The 25,168-nt window shown below is 53.7% G+C and carries 16 protein-coding genes and 4 pseudogenes; 13 read left to right on the forward strand and 7 right to left on the reverse strand.

The window, feature by feature from the left end; translation table 11 throughout:
• The first annotated feature begins 36 nt into the window (after positions 1–36).
• Positions 37–438, forward strand: a complete 402-nt coding sequence (gene speD, locus HM1_RS07410) for an adenosylmethionine decarboxylase (protein ID WP_012282720.1) — start codon at positions 37–39, stop codon at positions 436–438.
• A 91-nt stretch (positions 439–529) separates the two neighbouring features.
• Here speD and HM1_RS07415 read toward each other — a convergent pair whose 3' ends face one another.
• Positions 530–1,720 carry a pyridoxal phosphate-dependent aminotransferase gene (locus HM1_RS07415; protein WP_041315020.1) on the reverse strand — a complete coding sequence of 397 codons (1,191 nt, stop codon included), beginning with the start codon at positions 1,718–1,720 and terminating at the stop codon, positions 530–532.
• Between the two features lie 255 nt (positions 1,721–1,975).
• Positions 1,976–4,039 (reverse strand): thioredoxin domain-containing protein, encoded by a 2,064-nt coding sequence (locus HM1_RS07420; protein ID WP_012282722.1) that lies wholly within the window; start codon positions 4,037–4,039, stop codon positions 1,976–1,978.
• A 160-nt stretch (positions 4,040–4,199) separates the two neighbouring features.
• Between HM1_RS07420 and HM1_RS07425 the strand changes: the two genes are divergently transcribed.
• From HM1_RS07425 to HM1_RS07445, 5 genes and pseudogenes are all read left to right on the forward strand, one after another.
• Positions 4,200–4,904, forward strand: a complete 705-nt coding sequence (locus HM1_RS07425) for a response regulator transcription factor (RefSeq protein ID WP_012282723.1) — start codon at positions 4,200–4,202, stop codon at positions 4,902–4,904.
• Positions 4,892–5,791, forward strand: coding sequence for a sensor histidine kinase (locus tag HM1_RS07430; protein ID WP_041313548.1), 900 nt, complete (start codon positions 4,892–4,894; stop codon positions 5,789–5,791). Before HM1_RS07425 ends, HM1_RS07430 begins: the two co-directional genes overlap by 13 nt.
• Before the next feature lie 88 nt (positions 5,792–5,879).
• Positions 5,880–6,806 (forward strand): ABC transporter ATP-binding protein, encoded by a 927-nt coding sequence (locus HM1_RS07435; protein ID WP_012282725.1) that lies wholly within the window; start codon positions 5,880–5,882, stop codon positions 6,804–6,806.
• On the forward strand, positions 6,803–7,468 hold the full coding sequence (locus HM1_RS07440; protein WP_012282726.1) for an ABC transporter permease: 666 nt from the start codon (positions 6,803–6,805) through the stop codon (positions 7,466–7,468). Before HM1_RS07435 ends, HM1_RS07440 begins: the two co-directional genes overlap by 4 nt.
• 101 nt (positions 7,469–7,569) lie before the next feature.
• Positions 7,570–8,298 (forward strand): annotated as a pseudogene (locus tag HM1_RS07445) (IS1380-like element ISHmo1 family transposase); the annotation flags it as partial.
• 152 nt (positions 8,299–8,450) lie between these two features.
• On the opposite strand, the pseudogene HM1_RS07450 reads toward HM1_RS07445, so the two are convergent.
• Positions 8,451–10,075: pseudogene (locus HM1_RS07450) on the reverse strand (IS1182-like element ISHmo2 family transposase).
• Positions 10,076–10,214: 139 nt separating this feature from the next.
• Here HM1_RS07450 and HM1_RS07455 point away from each other — a divergent pair.
• Positions 10,215–10,835: pseudogene (locus HM1_RS07455) on the forward strand (IS1380-like element ISHmo1 family transposase); the annotation flags it as partial.
• A 580-nt stretch (positions 10,836–11,415) separates the two neighbouring features.
• Positions 11,416–12,336: a metallophosphoesterase family protein gene (locus tag HM1_RS07460; protein WP_012282731.1), complete on the forward strand. Its 921-nt coding sequence runs from the start codon at positions 11,416–11,418 to the stop codon at positions 12,334–12,336.
• Between the two features lie 145 nt (positions 12,337–12,481).
• Here HM1_RS07460 and HM1_RS07465 read toward each other — a convergent pair whose 3' ends face one another.
• Positions 12,482–13,405 (reverse strand): EAL domain-containing protein, encoded by a 924-nt coding sequence (locus HM1_RS07465; protein ID WP_148207106.1) that lies wholly within the window; start codon positions 13,403–13,405, stop codon positions 12,482–12,484.
• Positions 13,406–13,568: 163 nt separating this feature from the next.
• Here HM1_RS07465 and HM1_RS07470 point away from each other — a divergent pair, with 163 nt between their 5' ends.
• Positions 13,569–15,191, forward strand: a complete 1,623-nt coding sequence (locus HM1_RS07470; RefSeq protein WP_012281187.1) for an IS1182-like element ISHmo2 family transposase — start codon at positions 13,569–13,571, stop codon at positions 15,189–15,191.
• Between the two features lie 575 nt (positions 15,192–15,766).
• Positions 15,767–16,018 carry a thioredoxin family protein gene (locus HM1_RS07475; RefSeq protein ID WP_012282733.1) on the forward strand — a complete coding sequence of 84 codons (252 nt, stop codon included), beginning with the start codon at positions 15,767–15,769 and terminating at the stop codon, positions 16,016–16,018.
• Positions 16,019–16,343: 325 nt separating this feature from the next.
• Here HM1_RS07475 and HM1_RS07480 read toward each other — a convergent pair whose 3' ends face one another.
• Positions 16,344–17,612: an ArsB/NhaD family transporter gene (locus HM1_RS07480; RefSeq protein ID WP_012282734.1), complete on the reverse strand. Its 1,269-nt coding sequence runs from the start codon at positions 17,610–17,612 to the stop codon at positions 16,344–16,346.
• Positions 17,613–17,794: 182 nt separating this feature from the next.
• Positions 17,795–18,668 (reverse strand): annotated as a pseudogene (locus HM1_RS07485) (YitT family protein).
• Positions 18,669–19,037: 369 nt separating this feature from the next.
• Here HM1_RS07485 and HM1_RS07490 point away from each other — a divergent pair.
• Positions 19,038–21,119 (forward strand): methyl-accepting chemotaxis protein, encoded by a 2,082-nt coding sequence (locus tag HM1_RS07490; RefSeq protein WP_012282739.1) that lies wholly within the window; start codon positions 19,038–19,040, stop codon positions 21,117–21,119.
• Positions 21,120–21,744: 625 nt separating this feature from the next.
• Positions 21,745–23,172 (forward strand): group II intron reverse transcriptase/maturase, encoded by a 1,428-nt coding sequence (gene ltrA / locus HM1_RS07495; RefSeq protein WP_012281204.1) that lies wholly within the window; start codon positions 21,745–21,747, stop codon positions 23,170–23,172.
• 51 nt (positions 23,173–23,223) lie between these two features.
• Here ltrA and HM1_RS07500 read toward each other — a convergent pair whose 3' ends face one another.
• Entirely contained in the window at positions 23,224–23,610 is a 387-nt protein-coding gene (locus tag HM1_RS07500) for a metallopeptidase family protein (RefSeq protein ID WP_012282740.1), read from the reverse strand.
• Between the two features lie 326 nt (positions 23,611–23,936).
• Here HM1_RS07500 and HM1_RS07505 point away from each other — a divergent pair, with 326 nt between their 5' ends.
• Positions 23,937–25,163, forward strand: coding sequence for a DUF445 domain-containing protein (locus HM1_RS07505; protein WP_012282742.1), 1,227 nt, complete (start codon positions 23,937–23,939; stop codon positions 25,161–25,163).
• The last annotated feature ends 5 nt before the right edge of the window (positions 25,164–25,168 follow it).

The raw sequence follows: 25,168 nt of genomic DNA on the forward strand, positions 1-25,168 counted from the left end.
GAGGAATAATGCTATCTGAAAGGAGATCTGCTGTGGATGAATGTGTTGGGCAATCCCCTCGGTGTGCAGTTGCTGGCTGAAGTATGGGAATGCAATCCCGATAAACTCAACGACGTGAAGACGGTGGAAGCGATCATGATTCGCGCTGCCGAGAAATCAGGGGCCGATATTCGGGAAGTGGTCTTTCACCGCTTTGAACCGCAAGGTGTCAGCGGCGTTGTCGTCATCTCCGAATCCCACCTGACGGTCCACACCTGGCCGGAACTGGGATATGCCGCCGTTGACATTTTCACCTGTGGAGAACGGGTAAATCCTTGGGATGCGCTGGAGTCCATCGCCCAGGAACTCGATGCAGAAGAGGCTCATGCGATGGAGATCAGCCGAGGAATGAAAAACTTGAGCCGGTTGAAGAAAAAGATAGACCGGTCAAAAGAATAACCCTGGAAAAGAACCAGGGTTCAATCACGGTGATTCGCTGTTTAGCAGGAAGCCGGAGCATTTTGCTTGGCTTTTTTTTATTTCCCTTCGTCTAACCGGGCAGTCCCAATTCCTTCGCCAGCGCTCGGAAGGCCTCCAGCGAGTTTTCGATGATCCGCTTCTCGACACAGTAGGCGATGCGGAAATAGCCGGGCTTGCCGAAACCGCTGCCGGGGACGAGGAGGATGTTGTACTTCTGGGCGCGCCGGACGAACTCGACGTCATCAGCCAGGGGAGACTTGGGGAAGAGGTAGAAGGCCCCCTGAGGCTTGACCATCTCGTAGCCCATGGCGGTCAGGTTGTCGTAAAAGAGATCCCGTTTTTCCCGGTACTCGTCGATGTTCACCGATGCGTTCTGCAGTTTAGCCACCAGGCGCTGCATCAAGGCCGGCGCATTGACGAAGCCCAGGATGCGGTTGGCCAGCACCAAGCCGTCGAAAAGCAGGGGCGCTTCTTCGATTTCAGGACTGATGGCGATATAGCCGATGCGCTCTCCAGGCAAGGCCAGGTCTTTGCTGTGGGAGGTTACGACGATGCTGTTGCGGATGTGGGCGAAGACGGGAGGAACGGTCACCCCGTCGTAGACGATTTTCGCATAGGGCTCATCGGAGACGACGAACAGGGTTCGTCCGAACTCGGCGCCCTTGGCTTCCAAGAGTCGGTTCAATGCGTCGAGGCTGTCGGCGGGGTAGACGACGCCGGTAGGGTTGTTGGGGGAGTTGATGATGACAGCCCGCGTTTTCGCCGTCACCGCTGCGGCGATGGCGTCCAGGTCCAATTGAAAGTCTTCCTTTGACTGGACGATGACCGCCTTGCCGCCATGGTTGGCAAGGTAGCCTTTATATTCGACAAAGAAGGGAGCGGAGATGATCACCTCGTCGCCGGGGTCGAGGATCGTCTTGAAGACGACGTTCAGACCGCCGCCGGCGCCGACGGTCATCACCACATGGTCGGCGGTCAAGGCTTTGCCGCTGGCTGTGCTGAGGGCGTCGGCCACAGCCTGGCGGGTCTCGGGGTAGCCGGCGTTGCTCATGTAGCGGTGCATGCCGGGAACAGGGTGGCTGGCCAATTCCAAGAGGGCTTCCCGGAAAGCGGCCGGCGGTTCGTTGTTCGGGTTGCCGATGGTGAAGTCATAAACCTTGTCTTCGCCGTAAATCGGTTTCAGGCGCTCGCCCTCTTCGAACATCTTGCGGATCCAGGAGGACTGGCTGATCTGCGCGCGGATATGTTGTGCGACTGGGATAAGAATCGCTCCCTTCGGTGCGGAATGGTTTGTCCCTATGATAGCCTCTTCCGAGGCGCAGCTAAGTACAATTATACAGACCATACCCTTATCAGGCAAATCTTACTTTAAGTGATGGACTCTTCACGGAAGCATAAATAAAAGCCGGGAAGGAGCGCTTCATGGCGCCGCCTCCCGGCTTTTTGTGGTTGCGCAATGGGAAGGTTTGATTTTTGTCTGAGTGAACAGCCTACCCTTTCCAAATCAGAACGGCCGTTAACGGGCCAGGATCTCCCAGACCTCTCTCGGGTTCGTCGTCGGCGGCTTGCAGGCGAAGTTTTCGCAGACATAGTAGGTGGGACTATCGCCTTGGGGCGCCATATTCTCCACGAAAGGAGCCAACTCAGCCAGGTCCTTGTACTCACGATCGGCCAGCCGGTATAGGAAGACCGTTTCCGGGGAAAAGGGGCTGTGCAGCCGTTCCAACTCCTGCCGAAAGGTTTCCCGCTTCCGGTCGGCGACGACAACGACTTCTTTGCCGGGTCTGCGGGCGAAGAGCAGCGCCATGAGGGCGAAGGTGTGCCCGGCCGGCTGAGCGTTGATGTTGCCGGAAAAGCTCTCCAGGAGCGTCTCCGCTTGTCGGGCATAGGCGTTGCGACCGGTGATGCGGGCCAAGCGGAGCAGGTTGAGGGCGGAGACGGAGTTGCCTGAAGGGGTGGCGCCGTCGTAGATCTCTTTGGGTCGCGTCAGCAGTTCCTCGCTGTCGCTGCCATAGAAGAAGTAGCCTCCCTGATCGGGATCCCAAAAAAGCCGGTTCTGGTCCTCCTGGAGCGTCAGCGCCCGTTTCAGCCAGAGCGGGTTCGTGTCGGCCTGGTACAGTTCGATGAGCGCCCAGATCATGAAGGCGTAATCGTCGATATAGCCCTTATAGGCCGCTTCGCCGTCGCGGTAGCGGGCGAGCAGTCGGCCTTTGTCGTCGCGCAGTTTCTCCCAGATGAAGTCGGCGGCGCCTATGGCAGCGTCGAGGTAGGAGCGGTCGTAGAGGATGCGAAAGCCCATAGCTAGAGCGGCGATCATCAGGCCGTTCCAGGCGGTGAGGATCTTTTCATCTTTAAGCGGATGGACTCGCTTTTCTCGGGCGACGAAGAGCTTCTCTTCAGCGTCAGTGAGGATCTGGTGCCAGCCCATGGGCGGCGTGAAGGGGCGCCTGTCGGCGTCGATGCGGTTTAAGATGTTCTGGCCTTCAAAGTTGCCTTTTTCGGTGATATCATACCACTGGCAGAAGAGCTTGCCCGTCTCTTCGCCGAGGATCTCCTTGACCTCCTGGGGCGTCCAGAGGTAAAACTTGCCTTCGACGCCTTCCGAATCGGCGTCTTCGGCCGAGTAAAAGCCGCCCTCGGGCGCGTGCATGTCCCGCAGCACATAGGAGAAGATCTCCCGGGCCACCTCAGCGTACTCGTCCTTTGCGGTGACTTGGTACGCCTCCAGGTAGGCCATGGCCAGTTGAGCGTTGTCGTAGAGCATCTTTTCAAAGTGGGGGACGAGCCACTTCTCGTCGGTCGAGTAGCGGGAAAAGCCGTAGCCCAGGTGGTCGTAGATGCCGCCGGCGTGCATCTGCCGGAGCGTCTTTTCTACCATCGGCAGCGCTTCTTTCGCATTGATCAGTTTGTCGCAACGGAGCAGGAAGAGCAGGTTGTGGGGCGTCGGGAACTTGGGGGCGTGTCCGAAGCCGCCGTAGACGTCGTCGAAGCGCTTTTGCAGCCACGCATAGCCGCGCAGGATCGACGCATCGTCGAGGCTGCCGGCGCTGTTGGCTTGGACCTCTCGTTGCAGGTGTTGGGTCACCCGGTCGCCGGCGGCCACCAGTTTGCCCCGATCATTCTTCCACTGATCGACGACGGCTTCTAGGATATCGAGCAGGCCCGCCAAGCCCTGGCGGCTGCGCTTGGGGAAGTAGGTTCCGGCGAAAAAGGGCTTTTTGTCGGGCGTCATGATCACCGTCAGCGGCCAGCCGCCATGGCCGGTGATGGCTTGGCAGACGGTCATGTAGATATGGTCCACATCGGGGCGCTCCTCCCGGTCGACCTTGACAGAGATGAAGTGCTCGTTCAGGTAGGCGGCCACTTCCTCGTCCTCGAAGGACTCGCGCTCCATCACGTGGCACCAATGGCAAGTCGAATATCCCACTGATAAAAATACAGGCTTGTCTTGTTCTTTGGCTCTTGTAAACGCTTCTTCTCCCCAGGGATACCATTCCACGGGGTTATAGGCATGCTGGAGGAGGTAAGGGCTTTTCTCTTGGATCAGCCGATTCGGTTTCCTACTGGTTGGTCCGGTCATCTCTCTAACCTCCGTTGCGTTGTAAGCGGTATATGTCGTAGTATACGCAACGAACGCTTGTCCATAAGATTCGACGCTCAAAACCGCCGGCTTGATGGAAGAACTGGGGAATGATAAAGACAGATAGAATGCTTTAGATGAGATTCAAAAGGGGATTTCCATGAGAAAAATTCTAATCGTCGAAGACGAAATCGATGTAGCCAAACTGGTGGCCGATCAGCTAAAAAGCGAAGGTTTTCAGGTTCTGATGGCTCATGATGGAAAGAGCGCCATCGATTCCATCGATGTGGAAGAATTTAATTTATTTATTTTGGATATCATGCTTCCGGACATGGATGGCAGTGAGGTATTGCAATATATTCGTCGGAAAACATCCAAACCCGTGATCATGTTAACGGCAAAAGATAATGACATGGATAAAGTTGTCAACTTTACTCTCGGAGCCGATGACTACATTGTGAAGCCCTTCAGCCTAATCGAATTGACGGCTCGGGTAAAGGCGGTTTTGCGACGAACAGAGGGAACCCATCATATCACCGAAAATCAAGTGGGAAAGGAAACCATTCTTCACTGTGGGTCCTTGGAAATCAATTGTGATACCACTGAAGTAAAAGTAAAGGGCAACGTGATCTCATTAAAAGCCAAAGAATTCACTCTATTGAAATATTTGGCTGAGCGACCGAATCGAGTGGTAACGATCGCGCAGATTTATGAAAGTGTGTGGGGAAAAGAGTTTATCCATGATGACAATACCGTCATGGTTCACATCTCCCGATTGAGAAATAAAATCGAAGAGGATCCCGCTAACCCGCAGCGATTGCAAACCGTTCGCGGATTAGGGTATCGATTGGTATGTGGGAAATGAACCTGTTCAAATGGGCTGCTGTTGTTTTTATCGTCTTCTTGGGAACAGGCGTTGTGTTTATGGCGATTGTTTATCAAGAAGTCAGGCGTATGCAACGGCTGCTGGCGGAAGCGATTCAGGGAAATCGACAAGTACGTTTTTATTCGCACCTTTCATTGCTTCATCCGATCGCAGCGCAAGTCAATATCCTTCTCCAACAATTGCATATACAAGAGAGCAACAAGCGTAGGGACGATGAACAGCGCAGGCGATTTATCACCGCCATCACCCATGACCTGCGAACCCCGCTGGCATCTGTATTAGGGTATCTCGAAGCGGTGCACAAAGGGCTGACGAATCCCGATAAGAAAGACGAATATATAGAAACGGCTTACTATAAAGGACTGACGTTACTCAACACCCTGAACCGATTCTTTGAGTGGGCCAAGTTGGACTTGCATCAAGAGCAGCTTTCTCCCCAAACCATCAATCTTGCAGAAACCCACCGTGAAGTGCTGATAGAATTTTTACCGGGGCTGGAAGCCAGAGGTATTCAACTGATTGCCGAAATTCCACTGGTGGCCAACGTGACCATTGATCCGGAAACGGTTGCAAGGGTGATTCGAAACCTCATTCAAAATGCCATCGATCATGCCCTTGATGTGACCATAATACGCGTGAGATTGGACGTAAATAAAAGACAGACGGTCATTGAAGACAACGGGAAAGGTAGACCGGAAGTCGATGATGATATCTTTGAGCCCTTTCAACGGCAACGAAAGTCGAAAGGCCTTGGATTGGGATTGGCGATTTCCCGGCAACTTCTGCGCATGCAAAAAGGCAATCTATATGCAGAACCGTCCGCGGAGGGAGGCCTTTCTTTTATCATCCAATGGCCTTCCGCATAGACCGATCAATTTAAGGAAAGGTTAAGGTTGAAGAAAAGTCTCTGTAAACTTCCTCGGATATACTGTTATCTGAGGGAGGGAGAAAGACATGCAGCAGAGGACACCAATTTTAGAAGTCTCGAATCTGGGCAAAGTTTACAACGGAACCTGGGCGGTCAAAAGCTTGAATCTATCCGTGAGGACTGGGGAGATATATGGTTTTTTGGGAAGAAACGGCGCAGGGAAAACGACGACGATACGGATGATCATGGGCCTGATTCGCCCATCTCAAGGTCAGATTCGACTTTTTGGCCGCCCTAAGGAATCCTTCGGGCAAGAAATGTTTCGCCGCATTGGTTCCATGATTGAGTATCCGGGGTTCTATACCCACTTAACGGCACGAGAAAATCTTCTCTATAACGCGAGAATGATTGGTCTGCCGAATCTGAAGGCCGTTGACGAGATTCTTTCTTTTATGGGGCTGGGGCAGGCTGCCGATAAACAGGTCAATCAGTTCTCGTTAGGAATGAAACAACGATTGGGTATCGCCAGAGCATTACTGCATGAACCGGAATTGTTGATCCTCGATGAACCGACGAATGGACTCGATCCGGCCGGGATTCGAGAAATTCGCCACATCATTCGAGATTTGAGTAAATATCGAAATATCACCATCTTTGTCTCTAGCCATATTCTTCCGGAAATTGAGCAGTTGGCCGATCGGGTCGGCATCATTCATCAAGGTCAATTGGTCGAAGAGATCGCCATGGATGAATTGGAGCGGAAGGGGAAGCAGTATCTCACGGTGAAATCTTCGAATCCACATCGCGCAGTACAGATATTGGAAGAAAAGCTTCGGATTCAACAGCTTCGTTTGCTTGACGACGGCGAAATCCAGGTCTTTGAGCAGCTAGAACAACCGCACGCCATGAACCGAGTTCTGGTTGAGGCAGGGGTTGATGTATTTCATTTATCCGTTCAAAAAGAGACTTTGGAGGATCGCTTCATGCGTCTGACAGGAGGGGAGACAAGATGATCTTGAGCATTCGATTAGAAATGACGAAATGGAAACGTTCCCGAATGGTATGGATGACTTTCCTTGGTTCGGTTGTCGCCCCCTTTTTTGCGCTCATTTCGTCGCTCCAGACAATGAGTCAGACCCAACAGTTCAAAAGCTGGGATGAACTCTTTGCGGTTGCTTTTCAGATTAACCATCTGTTGTTCTATCCCTTTATTTTTGGAGCAGTGGCTTCCTATGTATTTGTACAGGAATATCAAGGCGGGGCCATCATCAACCTTTTCACATTGCCTGTAAGCCGCGCCAGGATCATTGTATCAAAGATAATCACCGTATTTTTGTTTGTGATGCTGTTATCGTTGGTGTCGACGGCTGTGACATTTCTTTTTGGGTGGAAGTTCACATCGACGCCCTTGGATTGGAACCTTTTTATTCGCAATTTCCAACTGGCCATGGAAACGACGCTGATGCAATTCATGCTGGTTCCTATCATCATTTGCATTGGCTTATGGACCAAGCACTTCGTTCCACCGCTGGTGGGTGCAGGTCTTTTCGTGGTGCTGAACTTCGTATCTTTTGTATCCAGCAGTGTGGGACCATTCATTCCGACCGCCATTCCTACCTTTGTCGTTTTACAACATGTCGGTTGGAATCAGTTTTTCATTCCCCTGAATCAGTGACAGGATAAAAAGTAAATAGTCGAAATTCAGCGCATTTCCCCGTATAATAGAGATAAACGAGTTTAATCGGAGTGATTTAAACTCACCGACGGGGTGAATGCATGACCATGAAGAAGTTCATTATCGAGCAATCGAATGAGGAGCTTACACCGGTAACTGGATTGGCGCTCGTGGGCGCCTTGTTAAGAAAGACTTCATTGAAATTGCGATTGGATAAGTTCACTGTGCCCACTTGTTTGACACCAGATATAAGCCACGGAACTGTTGCTCTGAGCTACCTGGGCCTTCTCTGTCAGGGAAAGAATGACTTCGATGCGATTGAGCTGGCTCGTGGAGATGACTTTTTTCGATACGCCATGGGCGTCGACATCGTACCCTCCAGTCCCACGTTACGACAACGATTTGAAAAGGTTGTTGAGACGGATTTGAAATGGAACGACATCATTATGGAAGAATCTGCTCGTCTCATCAAAAAAGCAAAAGCTCCCCTGACACCTGTTCGGGTCGGCGCTACAGACTATCTGACGGTAGACGTAGATGTGACGCCATTGGATAATTCCGGTTCCAAAAAAGAGGGGGTGACGCGCACCTACAAAGGTCATGATGGCTTTGCGCCCATACTGGCCTACCTCGGTCAGGAAGGCTACTGCATAAACGTTGAGCTGCGTCCGGGCAAAGATCATAGCCAGAAAGGAACGCCCCAGTTCTTAACAAAGAGCATCAATTACGCACGCCAGTGCGGAGCTGAGAAGCTTCTGGTACGCATGGATTCCGGCTTTGACAGCGTCGATAACATACGTGTCCTCCGCGCAGAGAATGTTGACTACATAGAGGCCGTCTAGAAAATAAGCAAATTCCCTAGCCAGCCCTTGCAAAAGCATGATTTTTTAATACAAACAGCAAAAAACTAGAGTCTTTTTATCGGTCTCACCGGCCCTTTTTGAGGATTTTCCTCAAAAAGGGCAGATCTCCCCCTTGCACCTTATGCGGCTTTTTTGAAAGCAACACCGCGTAAGGCACTCACCTCCAACACCATGGTTGCATTCTTATCATTTCGTAGACGGTTGAGTTTTTGAAAGTTCGCCGCTAACGCGCTGAGCCGGGCGGCATAAGCCAGATTTCGTTTTCCGATACGGCGAACCCGGCGCAGTCCGTAACGGTTGACCAGTTCATTTTGCTTGGCTTCGATGCGGCTGCGAAGACGCATCTGTTCCTTATAGATTTTCGTTTGGGAGTGCTTTGCCGCCTCGAGCATGACACCATAGGCGTTGTGAATAAAAATCGTGCGCCGATGTTTCTTTTCTTTAAAACAGGTCGTGTAACGAGGGCAGTGCTTGCAATCATGGTCCTTGGCGCGAAGCACGAAGTTCTTCCCATCTGCCACTTCCGAATAGGTGGTGATGACTTTTCCTCTCGGGCAGATCAGTTGTGTTTGGTCTTCGGAAACTTGAAATCCCTCGCCCGCGAGGATATCACATTTTGTCTTTGGTGAAAGTGGCGCCACTACGTCAATGCCTTTTTCCTTGAGGGTGACACGGTCATCGCCCGCACCATAGTGGGTATCTCCAATGATCGTCGGGTTTTCTACACAATCGGTGGGAAGCTGATCCGCTAACGGCACCAGACTGGAGCCGTCATAGTCGTTGGCTTTCATGGCCTCGGCGGCGGCGATAAATCCGGAATTTCCGACTTCAACGATGGCCATCTTATACCCGCGCCATTTCGTCTTGCCCTTACAACCGAAACGGGCTTCGCTGTCTACAGCCGAAACTATCATATCTTTGACAGAACCGCCGGGGGCTATCTCAAGAGTTCCATCATCTTTCCGAATGATTCGTTCACGGAGGATACGGCAAAGCAAAAGGGCGTAATGAATGACATCGGGCTTCTTCTTCCACGAAGCCTCCGATGACTCCACGTAGGCCAGCAGTTCGTCAGCCTCGCTGACCACTTCAACAAGCCGTTCCATTTTGGCCTTATCGTCCAGGTTATGCTCTTTCACTTCCGTCACTGTTTCCAGGTAACGTACCGCCCGAGGGGCATGGGGGATTGCATGCCATGGAACACTGTATTGCTTCGCCAAAAGACGCACCAACAGGCGCATGGCTTGGCGGATCAGTTCGATGGTCGTGGGGGCACTGATGGGAGCTATGACATGGGTCGTGTCCGTTATCCAAGGTTCTTTCCCTGTCAAAACGCCCAGGTAGTACATCAACCGGATAAAGCGATCGAGATAGACCTTATCAAGTTCCTTTTGGATGAGCCGTTGCCGGTGGACGCCAAAATTGGCGTGATCAATGCCCGGTTCATCGAGGGCCATTCCTAACGCAAACTTGACCTCGATGTTCACACGTGTCTGTGCTTCCATCCCCCGGTCTGTTTCGCCCAGCATTTTCCTGTAACATGCAGGCCATCGTCATCTGCCGGGCCGCATGACTGGGACGTCCGTTGTCAAGGCAATAGAGACCTGTAAAATCCTCCGGTTGTATTAATAGGGGGCGCCAATTCACGAAACAGGCGAAAGACGGAATCGGCAGGCACAAGTTGGTCCCAGAGGGCTGCAAAGTCGTAAAAGCTAACTTGGGGGTCCACATCGAATCGAAACAAGGTACATCGCCTCGCTATAAACAGTCTTTGTACCTATATCCTTCGACGCGAAGAGTCGAATTCCCTTTAAATTCCACCAATTTCCATATAAAAACGTCTTGCTTTTTGCCCTCTCTTGAGGGGGTTTTTAGACAGACTCTACATAATCAAACGCAACCTTCGCCAAGAAACTCCCGAAATGTGGAGGGACATCGCCCTTAAAAATGGGCAGGCCCGAATTGTTCGGGAAGGAAAAGTGGAGTATATGGGCAGTGTAATGTGGAAGGTCGGCAATATGGAACAACGTGAACGGGTGGTTTTCCATGTCGTGGAACGAACCATCTTGTCCAATGGGCAGCAATTGCTGCTTCCAGAGTTAGAAGTGGCCACGTACTGGACGTCGTTACCCGTCTCGCCGGAAGAATTGATCCATTTGCAAAGAGATCACGGAACCAGCGAGCAATTCCATAGCGAGTTAAAAACGGACCTTGATTTGGAACGACTGCCTAGTGGAAAATTTAAGGTCAATGATCTGGTCTTTCATTTCGGTGCGCTTGCCTATAACCTGCTTCGCATCGTTGGTCAAATGAGCTTACACCATCCGGATTCTCCCCTAAAGAGAAAGGCCCATACGCAGCGCCGCCGGATACGCACGGTACTTCAAAATGTGATCACCATTGCGTCTCGATTGGTGAGACATGCCAGACAAGTGAAGCTCCGGCTCGGGGCGCATAGTCCCTGGTACGCAACGTTTAAGGATCTCTATCTTGCTTTTTCGTAAACGGCAAGAATTTCCTAAAAAATCAAATTCATTCGATGGGATAGACCTTTGGATGTAAAATGTGTCAAAGGTTAGCTTTGCTATACGCTTTTATGGATCTCGTTTCTTGACGGCACCACCTTCTTTGATAAGGCGACGTGTTCAAATTGCTATCTAAGGAAATTGGATTAAATTCTTGTAATACGAATTACTTTTTGTGGAAAATCATTGGGGTACTGCCAAGTCGACTCACGGATTCAGGATTCCCTTTGTCTGGACCATGCTGATACCCATATTCGTCCTATTTACAGGTATTTCATTCTATATTGTGATGGCCAGGGATGTAGCATAATCATAGGTGACCTCCATTGTTTTGTACTCATCAAGTCCCGCAGAAGGTCCTATAAGGGCCACAAGATGGCGCAGGCGGTGCGGCGTCTGGGGTGTGCACGTATCGGAGTCGTCTGCTGCAAGCAGCCCATGCCGGCCCTGAAAAGGCATGGGCGAAAAAGCCTAACCCTTTCTTAACCGAGCTGTTATTGACTTTCCTCTGCCGCTTGGTCGAATATAGAATCAAATGTTTGGCGGAGGGGAAAAAGATATGCAGCAAAATAAACGCTTTGGTGGGAAGCAAGTGAACATCGCTGTCATCGCCGATATCCACGCAAACGCCGAAGCCCTCAACGCTGTCCTGCGGGATATCGAGTCCCAGCATCCGGACTTGGTGCTATGCGCCGGAGACCTCGTCGGCTACGGACCCCGGCCCAACGAGGTGGTTGAGAAGATCATCGACGCAAAAATCCCCGCAGTGATGGGGAACTACGATGACGCCGTGGCGAACTTTCGTCTGATCTGCGGATGCGACTACACGTCGGAAACGGCGCAAGCTGTCGGTGAATTCTCCATCCGCTTCACCAGGGAAACCCTAGAGGAGAAAAACAAGGCTCATCTGCGCAGTCTGCCCTATCACTTGTTTTACCGCATTGATAAACTGCCGCAACTGCCGGCGCTCGTTCCTTTGCTGCCCGAATCGCTCCCAGGCCTTTATCCGATGTATGATCCTGCCTTTGATACCATGGAAGACAAGGCCCCTCAAATCCGATCCTACCACGAGGCGATAGAGCGGTATGCGAACCCGCCGAAGCCGGCGCCCGGCGAGTGGCTCATCCATGTCTTTCATGGCTCGCCCCGCCGCCTCAACGAATACCTGCGCATGAACACGCCCATTGAAGAACTGCGCGCTTTGGTCAAACTCACTCCGGCCAATGTGATGATCTGCGGCCATTCCCATCAGACCTTCCACAAACTTATCGACGGGGTTCATATCATCAACGTGGGAAGCGTCGGCAAGCCGAAACAGGGGAATCCCAACGCAACCTATGCGTTGATTCAACTCGGCGATGCCGTCGCCGTCACTTTCCGGGAAGTGGCCTATGATGTTGACACCGTCGTCAGCGAGATGAAAGGCCACGGTCACCCGCAGGCGCTGATCGACATCATTCGAACGGGGATCGATCGTTGAGGCCATAGGAAATCGATAACTTAGGCTCGACTGAACCATGGTGTCGAGTCAGGCGCCTTGGCTGTCATTGCGGGGATAAGCTTGTCCACCTTGGGAGCCGGCTGAGGCATGGTGTCGAGTCGGGCGCTTTGGCCGTCATTGCGGGCTAAAGCTTATCCGACCAGGTCGGGAGCGGCGGCGGACAAGCCGGCTTAGCGAAAAGATAGCCCTGCACGTAGTCAGCGCCGTGCTTTTTCAACCAACGCCATTCTTCCGGGCGCTCGACCCCCTCGGCGATCGTTTTGATCTGCAACCGCCGGGCCAGCTCCAGCAGTTTCATCGTAATCTCGCCTTTGTAGGCGTCTTTGTCCACATTCCGCACCAGTTCCATGTCCAGCTTAACAAAGTCAGGCCGCAGATGGGTCAACAAGTTTAAGGATGAATAACCGGCTCCCAGATCATCCAGGGCGACCTGGAATCCGGCATTGCGGTAATGGTCCAGGATTGTTCTCAGGTGTTGCGCATCGCTGATCTGTTCGCTCTCGACAACTTCGAAAACGACCTGCTCCGGTTGAATCTTGGCTTCACGAACTGCCTCGATGGTCGTCCGCAGGCAGGTCGCCGGATCGTACACAGAAGAAGGGTTAAAATTGATGAATAAGGTCGATTGAATGGAATGCCGCGTGGCCTCTTCGATGGCGGTGATCCGGGCAATGCGGTCCAGTTGAAACAACAGATCGGCATCGCGGGCGACCTCGAATATCCGCCCCGGTGACAGGATCCCGCCGTTTCGATCCTTGCCGCGAAGCAAGCACTCATAGGCGAAAAGGCGTTCCGGCTCATCACACTGAACGATGGGTTGAAAATAGGTGACGATTCGGTTTTCCTTCAAAATCTCGACCAGCCAATCCCCCTGAATCCGGCTCACCAACCGATACAGTGGCTGTACCTGCAACAAATCCTGTATCGTCGGGTTTTGTCCCGGCGGAAGAAGGAGCGACCGTGAATCGACCATCTCGGCGCGACTCAGCACCGTCGGCAACAGGGTGCCCAGTTGGGTGAGTACGCCCGGAGCCAGATGAATCGCCACAATCTCGGTGGAAAAAAGCGAGTAGAGTCTGTCTAAAAACCCCCTCAAGAGAGGGCAAAAAGCAAGACGTTTTTATATGGAAATTGGTGGAATTTAAAGGGAATTCGACTCTTCGCGTCGAAGGATATAGGTACAAAGACTGTTTATAGCGAGGCGATGTACCTTGTTTCGATTCGATGTGGACCCCCAAGTTAGCTTTTACGACTTTGCAGCCCTCTGGGACCAACTTGTGCCTGCCGATTCCGTCTTTCGCCTGTTTCGTGAATTGGCGCCCCTATTAATACAACCGGAGGATTTTACAGGTCTCTATTGCCTTGACAACGGACGTCCCAGTCATGCGGCCCGGCAGATGACGATGGCCTGCATGTTACAGGAAATGCTGGGCGAAACAGACCGGGGGATGGAAGCACAGACACGTGTGAACATCGAGGTCAAGTTTGCGTTAGGAATGGCCCTCGATGAACCGGGCATTGATCACGCCAATTTTGGCGTCCACCGGCAACGGCTCATCCAAAAGGAACTTGATAAGGTCTATCTCGATCGCTTTATCCGGTTGATGTACTACCTGGGCGTTTTGACAGGGAAAGAACCTTGGATAACGGACACGACCCATGTCATAGCTCCCATCAGTGCCCCCACGACCATCGAACTGATCCGCCAAGCCATGCGCCTGTTGGTGCGTCTTTTGGCGAAGCAATACAGTGTTCCATGGCATGCAATCCCCCATGCCCCTCGGGCGGTACGTTACCTGGAAACAGTGACGGAAGTGAAAGAGCATAACCTGGACGATAAGGCCAAAATGGAACGGCTTGTTGAAGTGGTCAGCGAGGCTGACGAACTGCTGGCCTACGTGGAGTCATCGGAGGCTTCGTGGAAGAAGAAGCCCGATGTCATTCATTACGCCCTTTTGCTTTGCCGTATCCTCCGTGAACGAATCATTCGGAAAGATGATGGAACTCTTGAGATAGCCCCCGGCGGTTCTGTCAAAGATATGATAGTTTCGGCTGTAGACAGCGAAGCCCGTTTCGGTTGTAAGGGCAAGACGAAATGGCGCGGGTATAAGATGGCCATCGTCGAAGTCGGAAATTCCGGATTTATCGCCGCCGCCGAGGCCATGAAAGCCAACGACTATGACGGCTCCAGTCTGGTGCCGTTAGCGGATCAGCTTCCCACCGATTGTGTAGAAAACCCGACGATCATTGGAGATACCCACTATGGTGCGGGCGATGACCGTGTCACCCTCAAGGAAAAAGGCATTGACGTAGTGGCGCCACTTTCACCAAAGACAAAATGTGATATCCTCGCGGGCGAGGGATTTCAAGTTTCCGAAGACCAAACACAACTGATCTGCCCGAGAGGAAAAGTCATCACCACCTATTCGGAAGTGGCAGATGGGAAGAACTTCGTGCTTCGCGCCAAGGACCATGATTGCAAGCACTGCCCTCGTTACACGACCTGTTTTAAAGAAAAGAAACATCGGCGCACGATTTTTATTCACAACGCCTATGGTGTCATGCTCGAGGCGGCAAAGCACTCCCAAACGAAAATCTATAAGGAACAGATGCGTCTTCGCAGCCGCATCGAAGCCAAGCAAAATGAACTGGTCAACCGTTACGGACTGCGCCGGGTTCGCCGTATCGGAAAACGAAATCTGGCTTATGCCGCCCGGCTCAGCGCGTTAGCGGCGAACTTTCAAAAACTCAACCGTCTACGAAATGATAAGAATGCAACCATGGTGTTGGAGGTGAGTGCCTTACGCGGTGTTGCTTTCAAAAAAGCCGCATAAGGTGCAAGGGGGAGATCTGCCCTTTTTGAGGAAAATCCTCAAAAAGGGCCGGTGAGACCGATAAAAAGACTCTAGTTTTTTGCTGTTTGTATTAAAAAATCATGCTTTTGCAAGGGCTGGCTAGGGAATTTGCTTATTTTCTAGACGGCCTCGAGTAAGCAATCCCAATCTGTTCAATTGCCTGGCAAAGGTGATTGAATGTTAAAGCAACCGGTGGAGCGATATAGAGAACCCCTTGATCGGCCAAAGGAGCAGGCAGCTGTTCACAACGTTTGCATAGACTCATGATAAAATAAAACCCCCCTCGGAGTAATGGTCGCTGCTAAGTAGCTTCGACAGAGGCCCGCTGTACCCTTTTTAAGATTCTCCTTTTAATCGTGGGGGACGACAAAACATTTACCTGTATGATTCAGCAACGACGATACCCCTTGACGAAGGTGTTCGTAAGGTGAGCCGAAACCAGGAAGTGGAGGCGCAAAGCGCAAGGAATCGTAACCCTTTCTTAACTTTCCCTTTGTTGACTTCCTCTTCCCTTTGTTCGACTATAGAAGCAAACAGGCGGGGGAGGAAATGAGATGCTAAACGTGAAGATCTTCGGGCGGAAGTGCAAAAACTGTATAGAGATGGCAGCGCTCGTTGAGCGGGTTCTGCCGACAATGGGTGTCGCCTATTCGTTGGAGCAGGTCTATGATTTCAAGGAAGTCATGAAGCATGGCTTTATCACGATTCCGGTCTTGATGATCAATGATGAAGTAGTCGCGGTAGGACAGGTTCCCAGCGAGGAAGCCTTCATCGAAAAAATCAACGCTCTGGTGGGAGGCAAATAAAAATCGCTGTCATCATCGACATCGACAGCAACAACGAAGCGTAACGCCGCCTGCTGCGATGGAGCGACCGGCCCCGGCGCTCTGCGCCAAAGACCTCGTCGGGACAGCCGAAGGCGGTGGTACCGTATCTTCGCTGGCTCAATGAAAGGCAGCAGCCATCGGCGAGGGCGGATCGATATCATTCAAACGTGGACCGAACGTTGAGGTCACAGGAAATCGATAACCAAGAAAAAAGGAGGAGAACAGGCTGTTCAGCCTGTACCCTCCTTTTTTTTTTATGCATCTATACGAATGCCCTCAGCCTGACAGCCCCCAGTCAGAAGCCTTAAAAATAACGGACGAGGACGTAGACATGGGCCATGGCGACGGAGAGGAGCATGAAGGGAAAACCGACGAGAAAGAACTTCCTGAAGGAGATGGGAACGCCGGCTTTCTCGGCGATGCCGGCAACGATGATGTTGGCCGAAGCGCCCACCAGCGTCCCGTTGCCGCCCAGGCAGGCGCCCAGGGCCAGAGACCACCAGACCGGTTCCAATTCCATGCCCGAGAGGGCGCCCATCTCATGGATCATGGGGATCATGGTGGCGACAAAGGGGATGTTGTCTATAAACCCGGAGGCGATGGCAGAGAGCCACATGATCAGCAGCGCTGCCGTCTGTGTGTTGCCTTGAGTGATGTCCAGCGCCCACTGGGCCAGCGCGGCGATGACGCCCGTCGCTTTTAAACCGCCGACCAGGACGAAGAGCCCCACGAAGAAGAAGATGGTCGGCCATTCGACAAGAAGCAGGATCTCCTCCGGCTCTTCCCGACTGACGATCATCAGGAGCATGGCGCCGGTCAGGGCGATGGTGGCCGATTCCAGGTGCAGGAGGCTGTGAAGGCCAAAGCCGATGATCGTCAGGGTGAGGACGGCAAGCGATTTTTTCAGAAGCGCCCAGTCCTTGATCTTTTCGGCTGGATCCATGGCCAGAATCGCATCGCGGTTTTCGATCGCCGAGGAGAACTCCTTGCGGTACACCACCAGCAGCAGGGACGTCGTCGCCAACAGGATCAGTACCGCGATCGGCGCCATGTGGATGATAAAGTCCATGAAGCCGAGGCCGGTCGAACTGCCGATCATGATGTTGGGCGGATCGCCGATCAGGGTGGCCGTGCCCCCGATGTTGGAGGCCAGGATCTCTGCGATCAGGTAGGGCAGGGGGTTGACCTTCAGCGTGTCGGCCAGGATGATGCTGACAGGCGCGATCAGGAGAACAGCGGTGACGTTGTCGAGAAAGGCCGACATGAAGGCCGTGATCAGCGACAACAGGCCGAGCAGGCGGAGGGGGTTGCCGTTCGTCACCTTGGCAGACCAGATGGCCAGGGCCTCAAAGACGCCGCTGCGGCGGGTGATGGCGACAAGGATCATCATGCCGATCAGCAGGCCGAGGGTGTTGAAATCGATGTCGTCCTTGATGGCAATCTCCTGATTGAGAAAGCCGAGCAGGATCATGGTCAGGCCGCCCAGCATGGCCGTCACCGCCCGAGGGATCTTCTCCCAGATGATCAACCCATAGGCGATGACGAAGACGATGATGGAAACGATAAAGGCCATGTCTTTCATAGTTCAACCTCCTAAGCAAATAGTTTCCGTACAGACGAAAAGAAAAAATGATAAAAAACAAAAGAGCGTAAAAAAACAGAGGAACCCCTTGGTGACAGGCTCCTCCTCAGATTTTCCTATGCGCTTTTGAACATGAATGGCGCGATTATTGTATAACGGCAGATGTTTTCCCGTCAAGGGTGGATCGCCTTCTTGGCGAAGCGCCCGCCCATCACCTCGGCCACATGCTCGACAGCCACAAAGGCCTCCGGGTCATGATCCAGGACGATCTGCCGCAGCTTGGCCAGCTCAAGGCGGGTGACGACACACGTAGAGGATCTCCTTTTCCTCGCCCGAAAAGCCGCCCTTGCCGTAGAGGTAGGTGACGCCGCGACCGAGGCGCGCCATGATCGCCTCGGCGATGTCCTGGGCATTGTTGGAGATGATCGTGACAGCTTTCGATTCGTCCAGACCCTCGAGGACAAGGTCGATCGTCTTGAAGGCGATGAAATAGGCGATCAAGGAGTACATGGCTTTATCCCATCCGAAGACAAAGCCGGCGCTGCCGAGGATGAAGATATTGAAGAACATGATGATCTCACCGACGGAAAAGGGAAGCCGGCGGGTGAGGATGATGGCCAGGATCTCCGTGCCGTCCAGGGAGCCGTTATAACGAAGAATGAGGCCGACGCCGAGGCCGAGGATGATGCCGCCGAAGACGGCGGCAAGCAGAAAGTCGCTCGTCACCGTCGGAGAGCCATGAATGAAATGGACGCCGAGGGCCAGCACCGACACGCTGTAGAGGGTGGAAATGGTGAAGGTCTTGCCGATCTGTTTGTAGCCGAAAATGAGAAAGGGAATGTTCAAGATCAGCAAAAAGGCGCTGAGCGGGAGCGGGAACAGGTAAGAGGAGATGATCGACACGCCGACGACGCCGCCGTCGATGATATGGTTGGGGACCAGGAACACCTCCAGAGCCACGGCGACGAGCAAAGCGCCCAAGGTGAGAAAAACTCCCCGCTTAAGGGTCTTTCCGGCTGTTTCCTTTTTGTGCTGACTTGGTGTCACGAAAGCCTCCCCCTTTTTTCCACAGGGAGTATATCACAACTTAGTCTCATCTTCCACCCAAAAAGTCCAGAGCCAGCAAGAGCAGCAACTTGTATCAACCCCCCCCGGAGCGGGAAAGTCGTTCTCGGGGGGCTTAATTTTTTGGCATTATACCAAGGAATAATAGATATCATTCAGTGGACAAGGGAGCGCGGCTTGTTTTTCTGGTGTCAAGGCGTTATAGATTTTTAAATTGTATATTGACTGTATCTGCTATATAATGAAACAGATATCACGAATCTGTGATGAACACCCCTTGCTGTCAGAGAGAGCAGAAAAGACCGGTCGAGACGGACTTGAGACGGCTGAAGAAACGGAGGAGGGATCGACATGGTTTGGCTGAACAAACTGAAGATCTCCAATAAGCTGCTCTTATACACCCTTTTTGTTTTAGGGTTTCTCACCGTCATGGGCAGTGTGAACTATTACTTCCTCTCCCAGATCAACCGGAACGCCCAAGAGATGTACAGGGATCGGTTGCTGCCTGTGGAGTGGATGGGCGAAATCCGCACGCTCGCCCGGGACAGCGAAGCGAAGATGTGGGAGATCATCATTACCAGCGACGGGGAACGGAAGAAAGCACTGGCCCAGGCGATTGATAAGAATACGTCTGTCATCAATGACTTGCAGGAGAGATACAAACAAACTAAACTTGACGACTATGAAAGACAGAAGATGGACGAGTTGGAAACGTCGCTGAGATACACGAGAAGCGTCCGCAATATGGTGATCCAACTGGCGCTTGAGGGACGCGCGGAAGAGGCAGCCGCTGTTTTTCGGGGAAACCAAGATGAGTTTACCAAGGTTATTTCTTTGCGACAGGAGATCGCCGAATACAACCAGCAGGTCGCTAAAGCCTTGTATCACGAGATTGATACATTGGCCCTTCGGACCAATATCATCGTCATCATCACGACAGTCTTGCTGATGCTCGTCTGTTACCTGATCGGTTTGTTGATCACCCGGTCTCTCACCGCCCCGATCAGCGAGCTGCAGTTATGTATGAGCCGTGTGGGCGCCGGCGATTTGACGGCTTACGGCAATGTCCGTTCGACCGATGAGGTCGGCCAGATGACGGCCACCTTTAACCAGATGGTGGGCAATCAAGCCGATACGGTGGGGATGATCCGCGACGCCGCCGAAAATCTCGCCGCCAGTTCGCAGGAGTTGGCGGCGTCGAGCGAAGAGGTGTCCGCTTCCATTCAGGAAATCGCCAACAATATCCAATCAGTCACCAATGAGACGGAGCAGGGGAACCAAGCGATCGTCGACGCCTCTTCGGTCCTGTTGGAATTGTCTTCTCTGATCCAGATCGCCCGCACGCAGGCGCAAAAGGCCTCGGAAAACTCGCATTTCATGATCGAAGCAGCCGACATGGGCAAGGAGACGGTCGGCGAAACGATCGGAAGGATGCGCAGAATCAAAGAAAAGACCGTAGAGACGGAAGCGATCATGAGCACCCTGGGAGAGTACTCGAAGCAGATTCGGATGATTTCCGACATGATCACAGGGATCGCTGAGCAGACGAACCTGCTGGCCTTCAACGCCTCCATTGAAGCCGCCCGCGCCGGGGAGGCGGGGCGCGGTTTCGCCGTCGTCGCCGATGAGGTGCGGAAGTTGGCCGAGCAGTCCAACAAGGGCGCCTGGGAGGTCAGCCAGCTGATCGGAAAAATCACCGAGAGCACTGTGGCAGCCGTCGCCGCCACGGTGCAAAGCCGCGAAGAGGTGGATGCCGGGGTGATCGTCGTGCAGAAGGCCGGCAAAGCCTTGGAAAACATCATCAATGCGGTCCAACATACGGAACAGGCTGTCCAGAACATCGTCAGCGTGACGGCTGAAAATGTGGCCAGTTCTGACAAGATTGTGAAACTCATCGATTCCGTTGCGACAGCCATCGAGAATGTCAACATCCATATCCATGAGGTATCGGCGGCTGTCGAGGAGACGACGGCGGCCATGGAGACGATCGCCGCCGGAGCGGAGGAGACGAGCGCCGTCGCCAACGAATTGATGAACAACGTCCAGCGCTTCAAAATCGAAAACGATGGCAACCTGACGCCGGTGCAGATCCTGACCAAGGCGAAATCGGATCACCTGCTCTGGAAGCTCCGCATCGAAAACATGTTAAAGGGCGTCATCGAGGTCCGACCGGAAGAGGTCAACTCCCATCGGGAGTGTCGCCTCGGCCGGTGGTACTTCGGCGACAATGTCTTAAAAGGAGATCCTGACTTCATCGCCATCGATGGGCCGCACCACAAGGTCCACGACTGCGCCGTCAAGGCTGTCATCGCCTACCACGCCGGCAACCGCGCCGAGGCGGAGCGCCAGTACAAGGAATTGGAGCAGAATTCGGAGATGGTGCTGAGGTTGCTCGATCGGTTGATCGAGAAAGTGCAACGGGACAGCCGGTAACAGCCGCAACGGTACAGGGCAGTCGACGATACACCAAATTTTTCCTCCCCCCATATAGTACAATATCACTGACAGAAAGGGGGCAAATCGCCATGAATCGAAGGAGATGCCATCGACGCCGCCGTGTGAGAGTCATCAACCTACGACCCGGTCAAACCGCTGTCGTTCGTTGCCGCTGTTGTTGCAACGACTAGCTTTCGGAAATGCCGTCGCGCTTTAGAGGCGCGGCGGTTTTTTCAGTGCGCCCGGCATGGGCGTTGTCTCTAGGGTGGAAGTCCCGAACGCCGAAGGTGGCAGTAGGCGTTAGCTTAAGGCAAGGGTGTCCGCCGCGAGGCGGAATCTGAAGGAAGCCAGCGGCAAACCTCCGGCCCGAGGACCACGAACCCCAGGTGAGGCTAGCGGCAGTTGGATGAGCTTGCCGAACAAAGCGAAGTCCTTGTCACCGAAGGCTGCCGAGAGTAAATGGGGCGGGTAGATGGAGGGAAAGGCAACGTTCTTACCCGGGGAGGCCTGCCGGGGGACCAAGTAACTTGGGAAACCACGCCGAAAGGCGTGGCTGAACCGGCAGGAGTCAGCAGAGGTCATAGTAGGCTGGCCCGACGTCCGGCCAGATGAAGGACCGAACATGATGGAAGGGGAAGCGACGATGCGTTCGCGTGACGCGCAGAGACAGCCGAATATCCCGAAAGGGAACTGCCAACGGGAGGAAGCGGTGAATCCGCAGGGGACCGGTGGAGTGCCGAGCGCGTTACCGGCACAAGAAGCGAAGCAACCCCGCGAAGAGACGTATGATCTGATGGAGAAAGTCGTCGAACGAGGGAACATGACGGAAGCGTATAAGCGAGTCATGGCCAACAAAGGCGCGGCCGGAATCGACGGTATGGGGCTAGAATCCCTGCGCCCGTACCTAAAAGAGGAATGGTCGCGCATTAAACAGGAATTGTTGGAGGGGACCTATCGACCGCAACCGGTCCGGCGGGTTGAAATTCCCAAACCCCAAGGCGGAACACGGAAGCTGGGCATTCCCACTGTCGTCGATCGACTGATCCAACAGGCCCTGAACCAGATCCTGATGCCGATCTTCGACCCTGACTTTTCCACGAACAGCTACGGATTTCGTCCGGGAAAGAGTGCGCACCAAGCGGTGAAGAAAGCGAAGGAATACATCGCCGACGGCTACCGATGGGTGGTTGACATGGACCTGGCCCAGTTCTTTGATCGCGTCAATCACGACATTCTCATGGCGCGCGTAGCGCGCAAGGTGAAGGACAAACGAATCTTGAAGTTGATCCGAGAATACCTCAAGGCCGGGGTCATGCTCAACGGGATTCGTGTGAAGAGCGAGGAAGGAACACCCCAGGGAGGTCCACTCAGCCCTTTGCTGGCGAACATCATCCTGGATGATTTGGATAAGGCACTGGAAAGCCGGGGACATCGCTTCTGCCGGTACGCCGACGACTGTAACGTCTACGTCCGCAGTCGACGGGCAGGGCAACGAGTGATGGAGGGTATGGCAAAGTTTCTGGAGGGGCGGTTAAAACTGCAGGTCAACTGGGAGAAAAGCGCAGTCGACCGACCCTGGAACCGAAAGTTTCTGGGGTTTTCATTTACGTGGCATAAGGCAGCAAAGATTCGGCTCGCCCCCCAAACGGTGAAACGGGTGAAAGAGAAGATCCGCCAGTTCACTGGGCGGAACCGAAGCATTGCGATGGAGGACCGACTGGTCACCCTCAACCAATACCTGAAAGGCTGGATGGGCTACTTTCGACTCATTGACACGCCAAGCGTACTTAAAGAGTTGGATGAGTGGCTTCGCCGACGACTGCGGATGTGCCTGCTCAAGCAATGGAAGCGCCCGAAGACACGAAGACGAAACTTAGTGGCGTTGGGGATCCCGGAGGAATGGGCATGCAACATCAGCGGCTCACGAAAAGGATATTGGCGTCTGTCCTTGACCCCGCAAATGAATAAAGCCCTTGGCCTCGCCTACTGGCGGGAACAGGGCTTAGTCAGTTTAGTCGAAACATACCAATCTCATCGTCAACCAGCATGAACCGCCGTATACCGAACGGTACGTACGGTGGTGTGAGAGGACGGGGGTTAATCACCCCCTCCTACTCGATTTCTCTCTCTCGGTGCGCCAGGCTTCCAGCTCAGCCATTTCCTCTCGGAGCAGGTCGTCGGCGCCGGCCAGGTCTTCCAGGTGGTGGCGAATTTCATGGAGGATTGTCTCGTACAGCTCATCCTCCCAGACTTCGGCCGGTTCCTCAGCGAAAGACTGTGCAAAGGAGCCGTGGTAGATGTTGATCCAGTGGCCAAGATACGCATCGAAGAAACACTCACCCAGGATGAAGAAACCTTCATCATCCTGGATGGTGTCCGGTTGGATATGGATTCCGCCGTTGAGGCGGCGAAGGAATTTTTCCGGGATCTGGGCGATCATCTCTTCGGCCAGATCGGCGAAGCGGTCGATATCAAAGGGGATGGACATGGCGACGCCTCCTTGGTCTTTGTTATCTCTCACTACTTTTTGATGCTGATGTCTTTTTCACCTTCTGCCAGGGAAGAGTCGATTTCTTTTTTCGCGCGACGATTTTAGCGTACAAGGATGGTGGAAAAAGGTTTATACTTTTTATGGGACGCGCTGAGCTAAAACAGATTTCAACAGACGCCTACCCCCATCAATAGCTAAACCCGCCCCTGAAGTTCGCCTGCAATTCGTCGGAGGCAGGAAAAAAAGGATTCGGTGGCGATAATGGAATTATGAGCGCCGATGCAGCTTCGATAACGCCTGATGGGAAATGGAAGGTTTGAACGATGGACAACCGACACAGAGCCACCCTGGTCCTCCTGATCGCTTTGGCGGGCTTTCTGGTCAGCACCCCTTTTGAAGATACCTTTTTCGGCGGCCTCGTCGCCAGCGGCTGCAGCGCCGCCTTGATCGGCGGGTTGGCTGACTGGTTCGCCGTGACGGCCCTCTTTCGGCGACCCCTTGGCATCCCCTGGCGAACGGCCATCATCCCCCGCAACCGGGAGCGGATCTTCGAGGCCCTCGTTTCGATGGTGAAAGAGGAACTGCTTTCTCGGGAAACGCTGAAAGAGCAGTTGAACCGTTATGACCTGACGGAGCCCATCTTCGCGCATCTGCTCGGGGATGGGCAGAAGGCAGAACCGCCGCTGGGCGATATGCTGGCCGGTATGTCGACGCTGCTGAGGGAGCGGAAGGTGAAGGATGTCCTGGAGGAGGCAGCCCGCTCGCTGCTCTCGGGACTGCCCCTGTGGCCTCTGCTGGCGGACAGCGTGGAGTGGGCCCTCGACAGCGGCAAGGCGGGGCGGGTCATCGATGTGGTCGTCGGGGAGTTGGAAGCCCTCGTCCGCCACCCCTTGGTCAAAGGGGAACTGGCTCGTCTTGTCCGGGAGACTCGCAGCGCCTACGAATCGGGGATGCGCCGCCGCCGCTTTTTTGATGATCTCGTCATCGGGCTGGCCGGCAAGACGCCGGAGACGCAGCTGATCGACAGCGCCGCCGCCTTTCTGGACGGATTCCGCAAAGCAGGCGACCCGCAGCGGTTGCGCTTGGAGGCGCAGATCCGCCGCTGGGTCGATGAACTGCGTTCTGACCCGCAGCGGCAGCGCGAGGTGGAGGCTTGGAAGGCGACGCTGATTCAGCGCCTGGAACTGGGCCCCCTGCTGACGGAACTGCTGGAGGATCAAGGGGGGCGCTCCGGCGATGATCCTCCGCGGTGGTTGAAGCTCTTGCGCAGCCGCCTGGAACGGCTGTTGACGGAACTGCGCCATGATCGGGAACGCAGGCAGGCCCTCGATGAGATGTTGAAGGTTCATCTCTTCCGCTGGATCGACGAACGCCATGAGGAGATCGGCAAACTGGTGCAGGAGAACCTGCAGTCGATCAGCGATGAAACACTGGTGGAACTGATTGAATCGAAGGCAGGCAATGACCTGCAGATGATTCGGATCAACGGGGCGGTCGTAGGCGCCTTGGCAGGCATGCTGCTCCACCTGGCGACCCTCTGGCTGCCGTGAGGTGA

The sequence above is a fragment of the Heliomicrobium modesticaldum Ice1 genome (genome assembly GCF_000019165.1).
Classification (GTDB): domain Bacteria; phylum Bacillota; class Desulfitobacteriia; order Heliobacteriales; family Heliobacteriaceae; genus Heliomicrobium; species Heliomicrobium modesticaldum.

Bases quoted from the DNA above. Each gene is read 5' to 3' on its own strand.
- HM1_RS07490 (WP_012282739.1), top strand. From the start codon at position 19,038: ATGGTTTGGCTGAACAAACTGAAGATCTCCAATAAGCTGCTCTTATAC.
- speD (WP_012282720.1), top strand. From the start codon at position 37: ATGAATGTGTTGGGCAATCCCCTCGGTGTGCAGTTGCTGGCTGAAGTA.
- HM1_RS07420 (WP_012282722.1), bottom strand. From the start codon at position 4,039: ATGACCGGACCAACCAGTAGGAAACCGAATCGGCTGATCCAAGAGAAA.
- HM1_RS07460 (WP_012282731.1), top strand. From the start codon at position 11,416: ATGCAGCAAAATAAACGCTTTGGTGGGAAGCAAGTGAACATCGCTGTC.
- HM1_RS07480 (WP_012282734.1), bottom strand. From the start codon at position 17,612: ATGGCCTTTATCGTTTCCATCATCGTCTTCGTCATCGCCTATGGGTTG.
- HM1_RS07425 (WP_012282723.1), top strand. From the start codon at position 4,200: ATGAGAAAAATTCTAATCGTCGAAGACGAAATCGATGTAGCCAAACTG.
- HM1_RS07435 (WP_012282725.1), top strand. From the start codon at position 5,880: ATGCAGCAGAGGACACCAATTTTAGAAGTCTCGAATCTGGGCAAAGTT.
- HM1_RS07440 (WP_012282726.1), top strand. From the start codon at position 6,803: ATGATCTTGAGCATTCGATTAGAAATGACGAAATGGAAACGTTCCCGA.
- HM1_RS07475 (WP_012282733.1), top strand. From the start codon at position 15,767: ATGCTAAACGTGAAGATCTTCGGGCGGAAGTGCAAAAACTGTATAGAG.
- HM1_RS07505 (WP_012282742.1), top strand. From the start codon at position 23,937: ATGGACAACCGACACAGAGCCACCCTGGTCCTCCTGATCGCTTTGGCG.
- ltrA (WP_012281204.1), top strand. From the start codon at position 21,745: ATGATGGAAGGGGAAGCGACGATGCGTTCGCGTGACGCGCAGAGACAG.
- HM1_RS07430 (WP_041313548.1), top strand. From the start codon at position 4,892: ATGTGGGAAATGAACCTGTTCAAATGGGCTGCTGTTGTTTTTATCGTC.
- HM1_RS07500 (WP_012282740.1), bottom strand. From the start codon at position 23,610: ATGTCCATCCCCTTTGATATCGACCGCTTCGCCGATCTGGCCGAAGAG.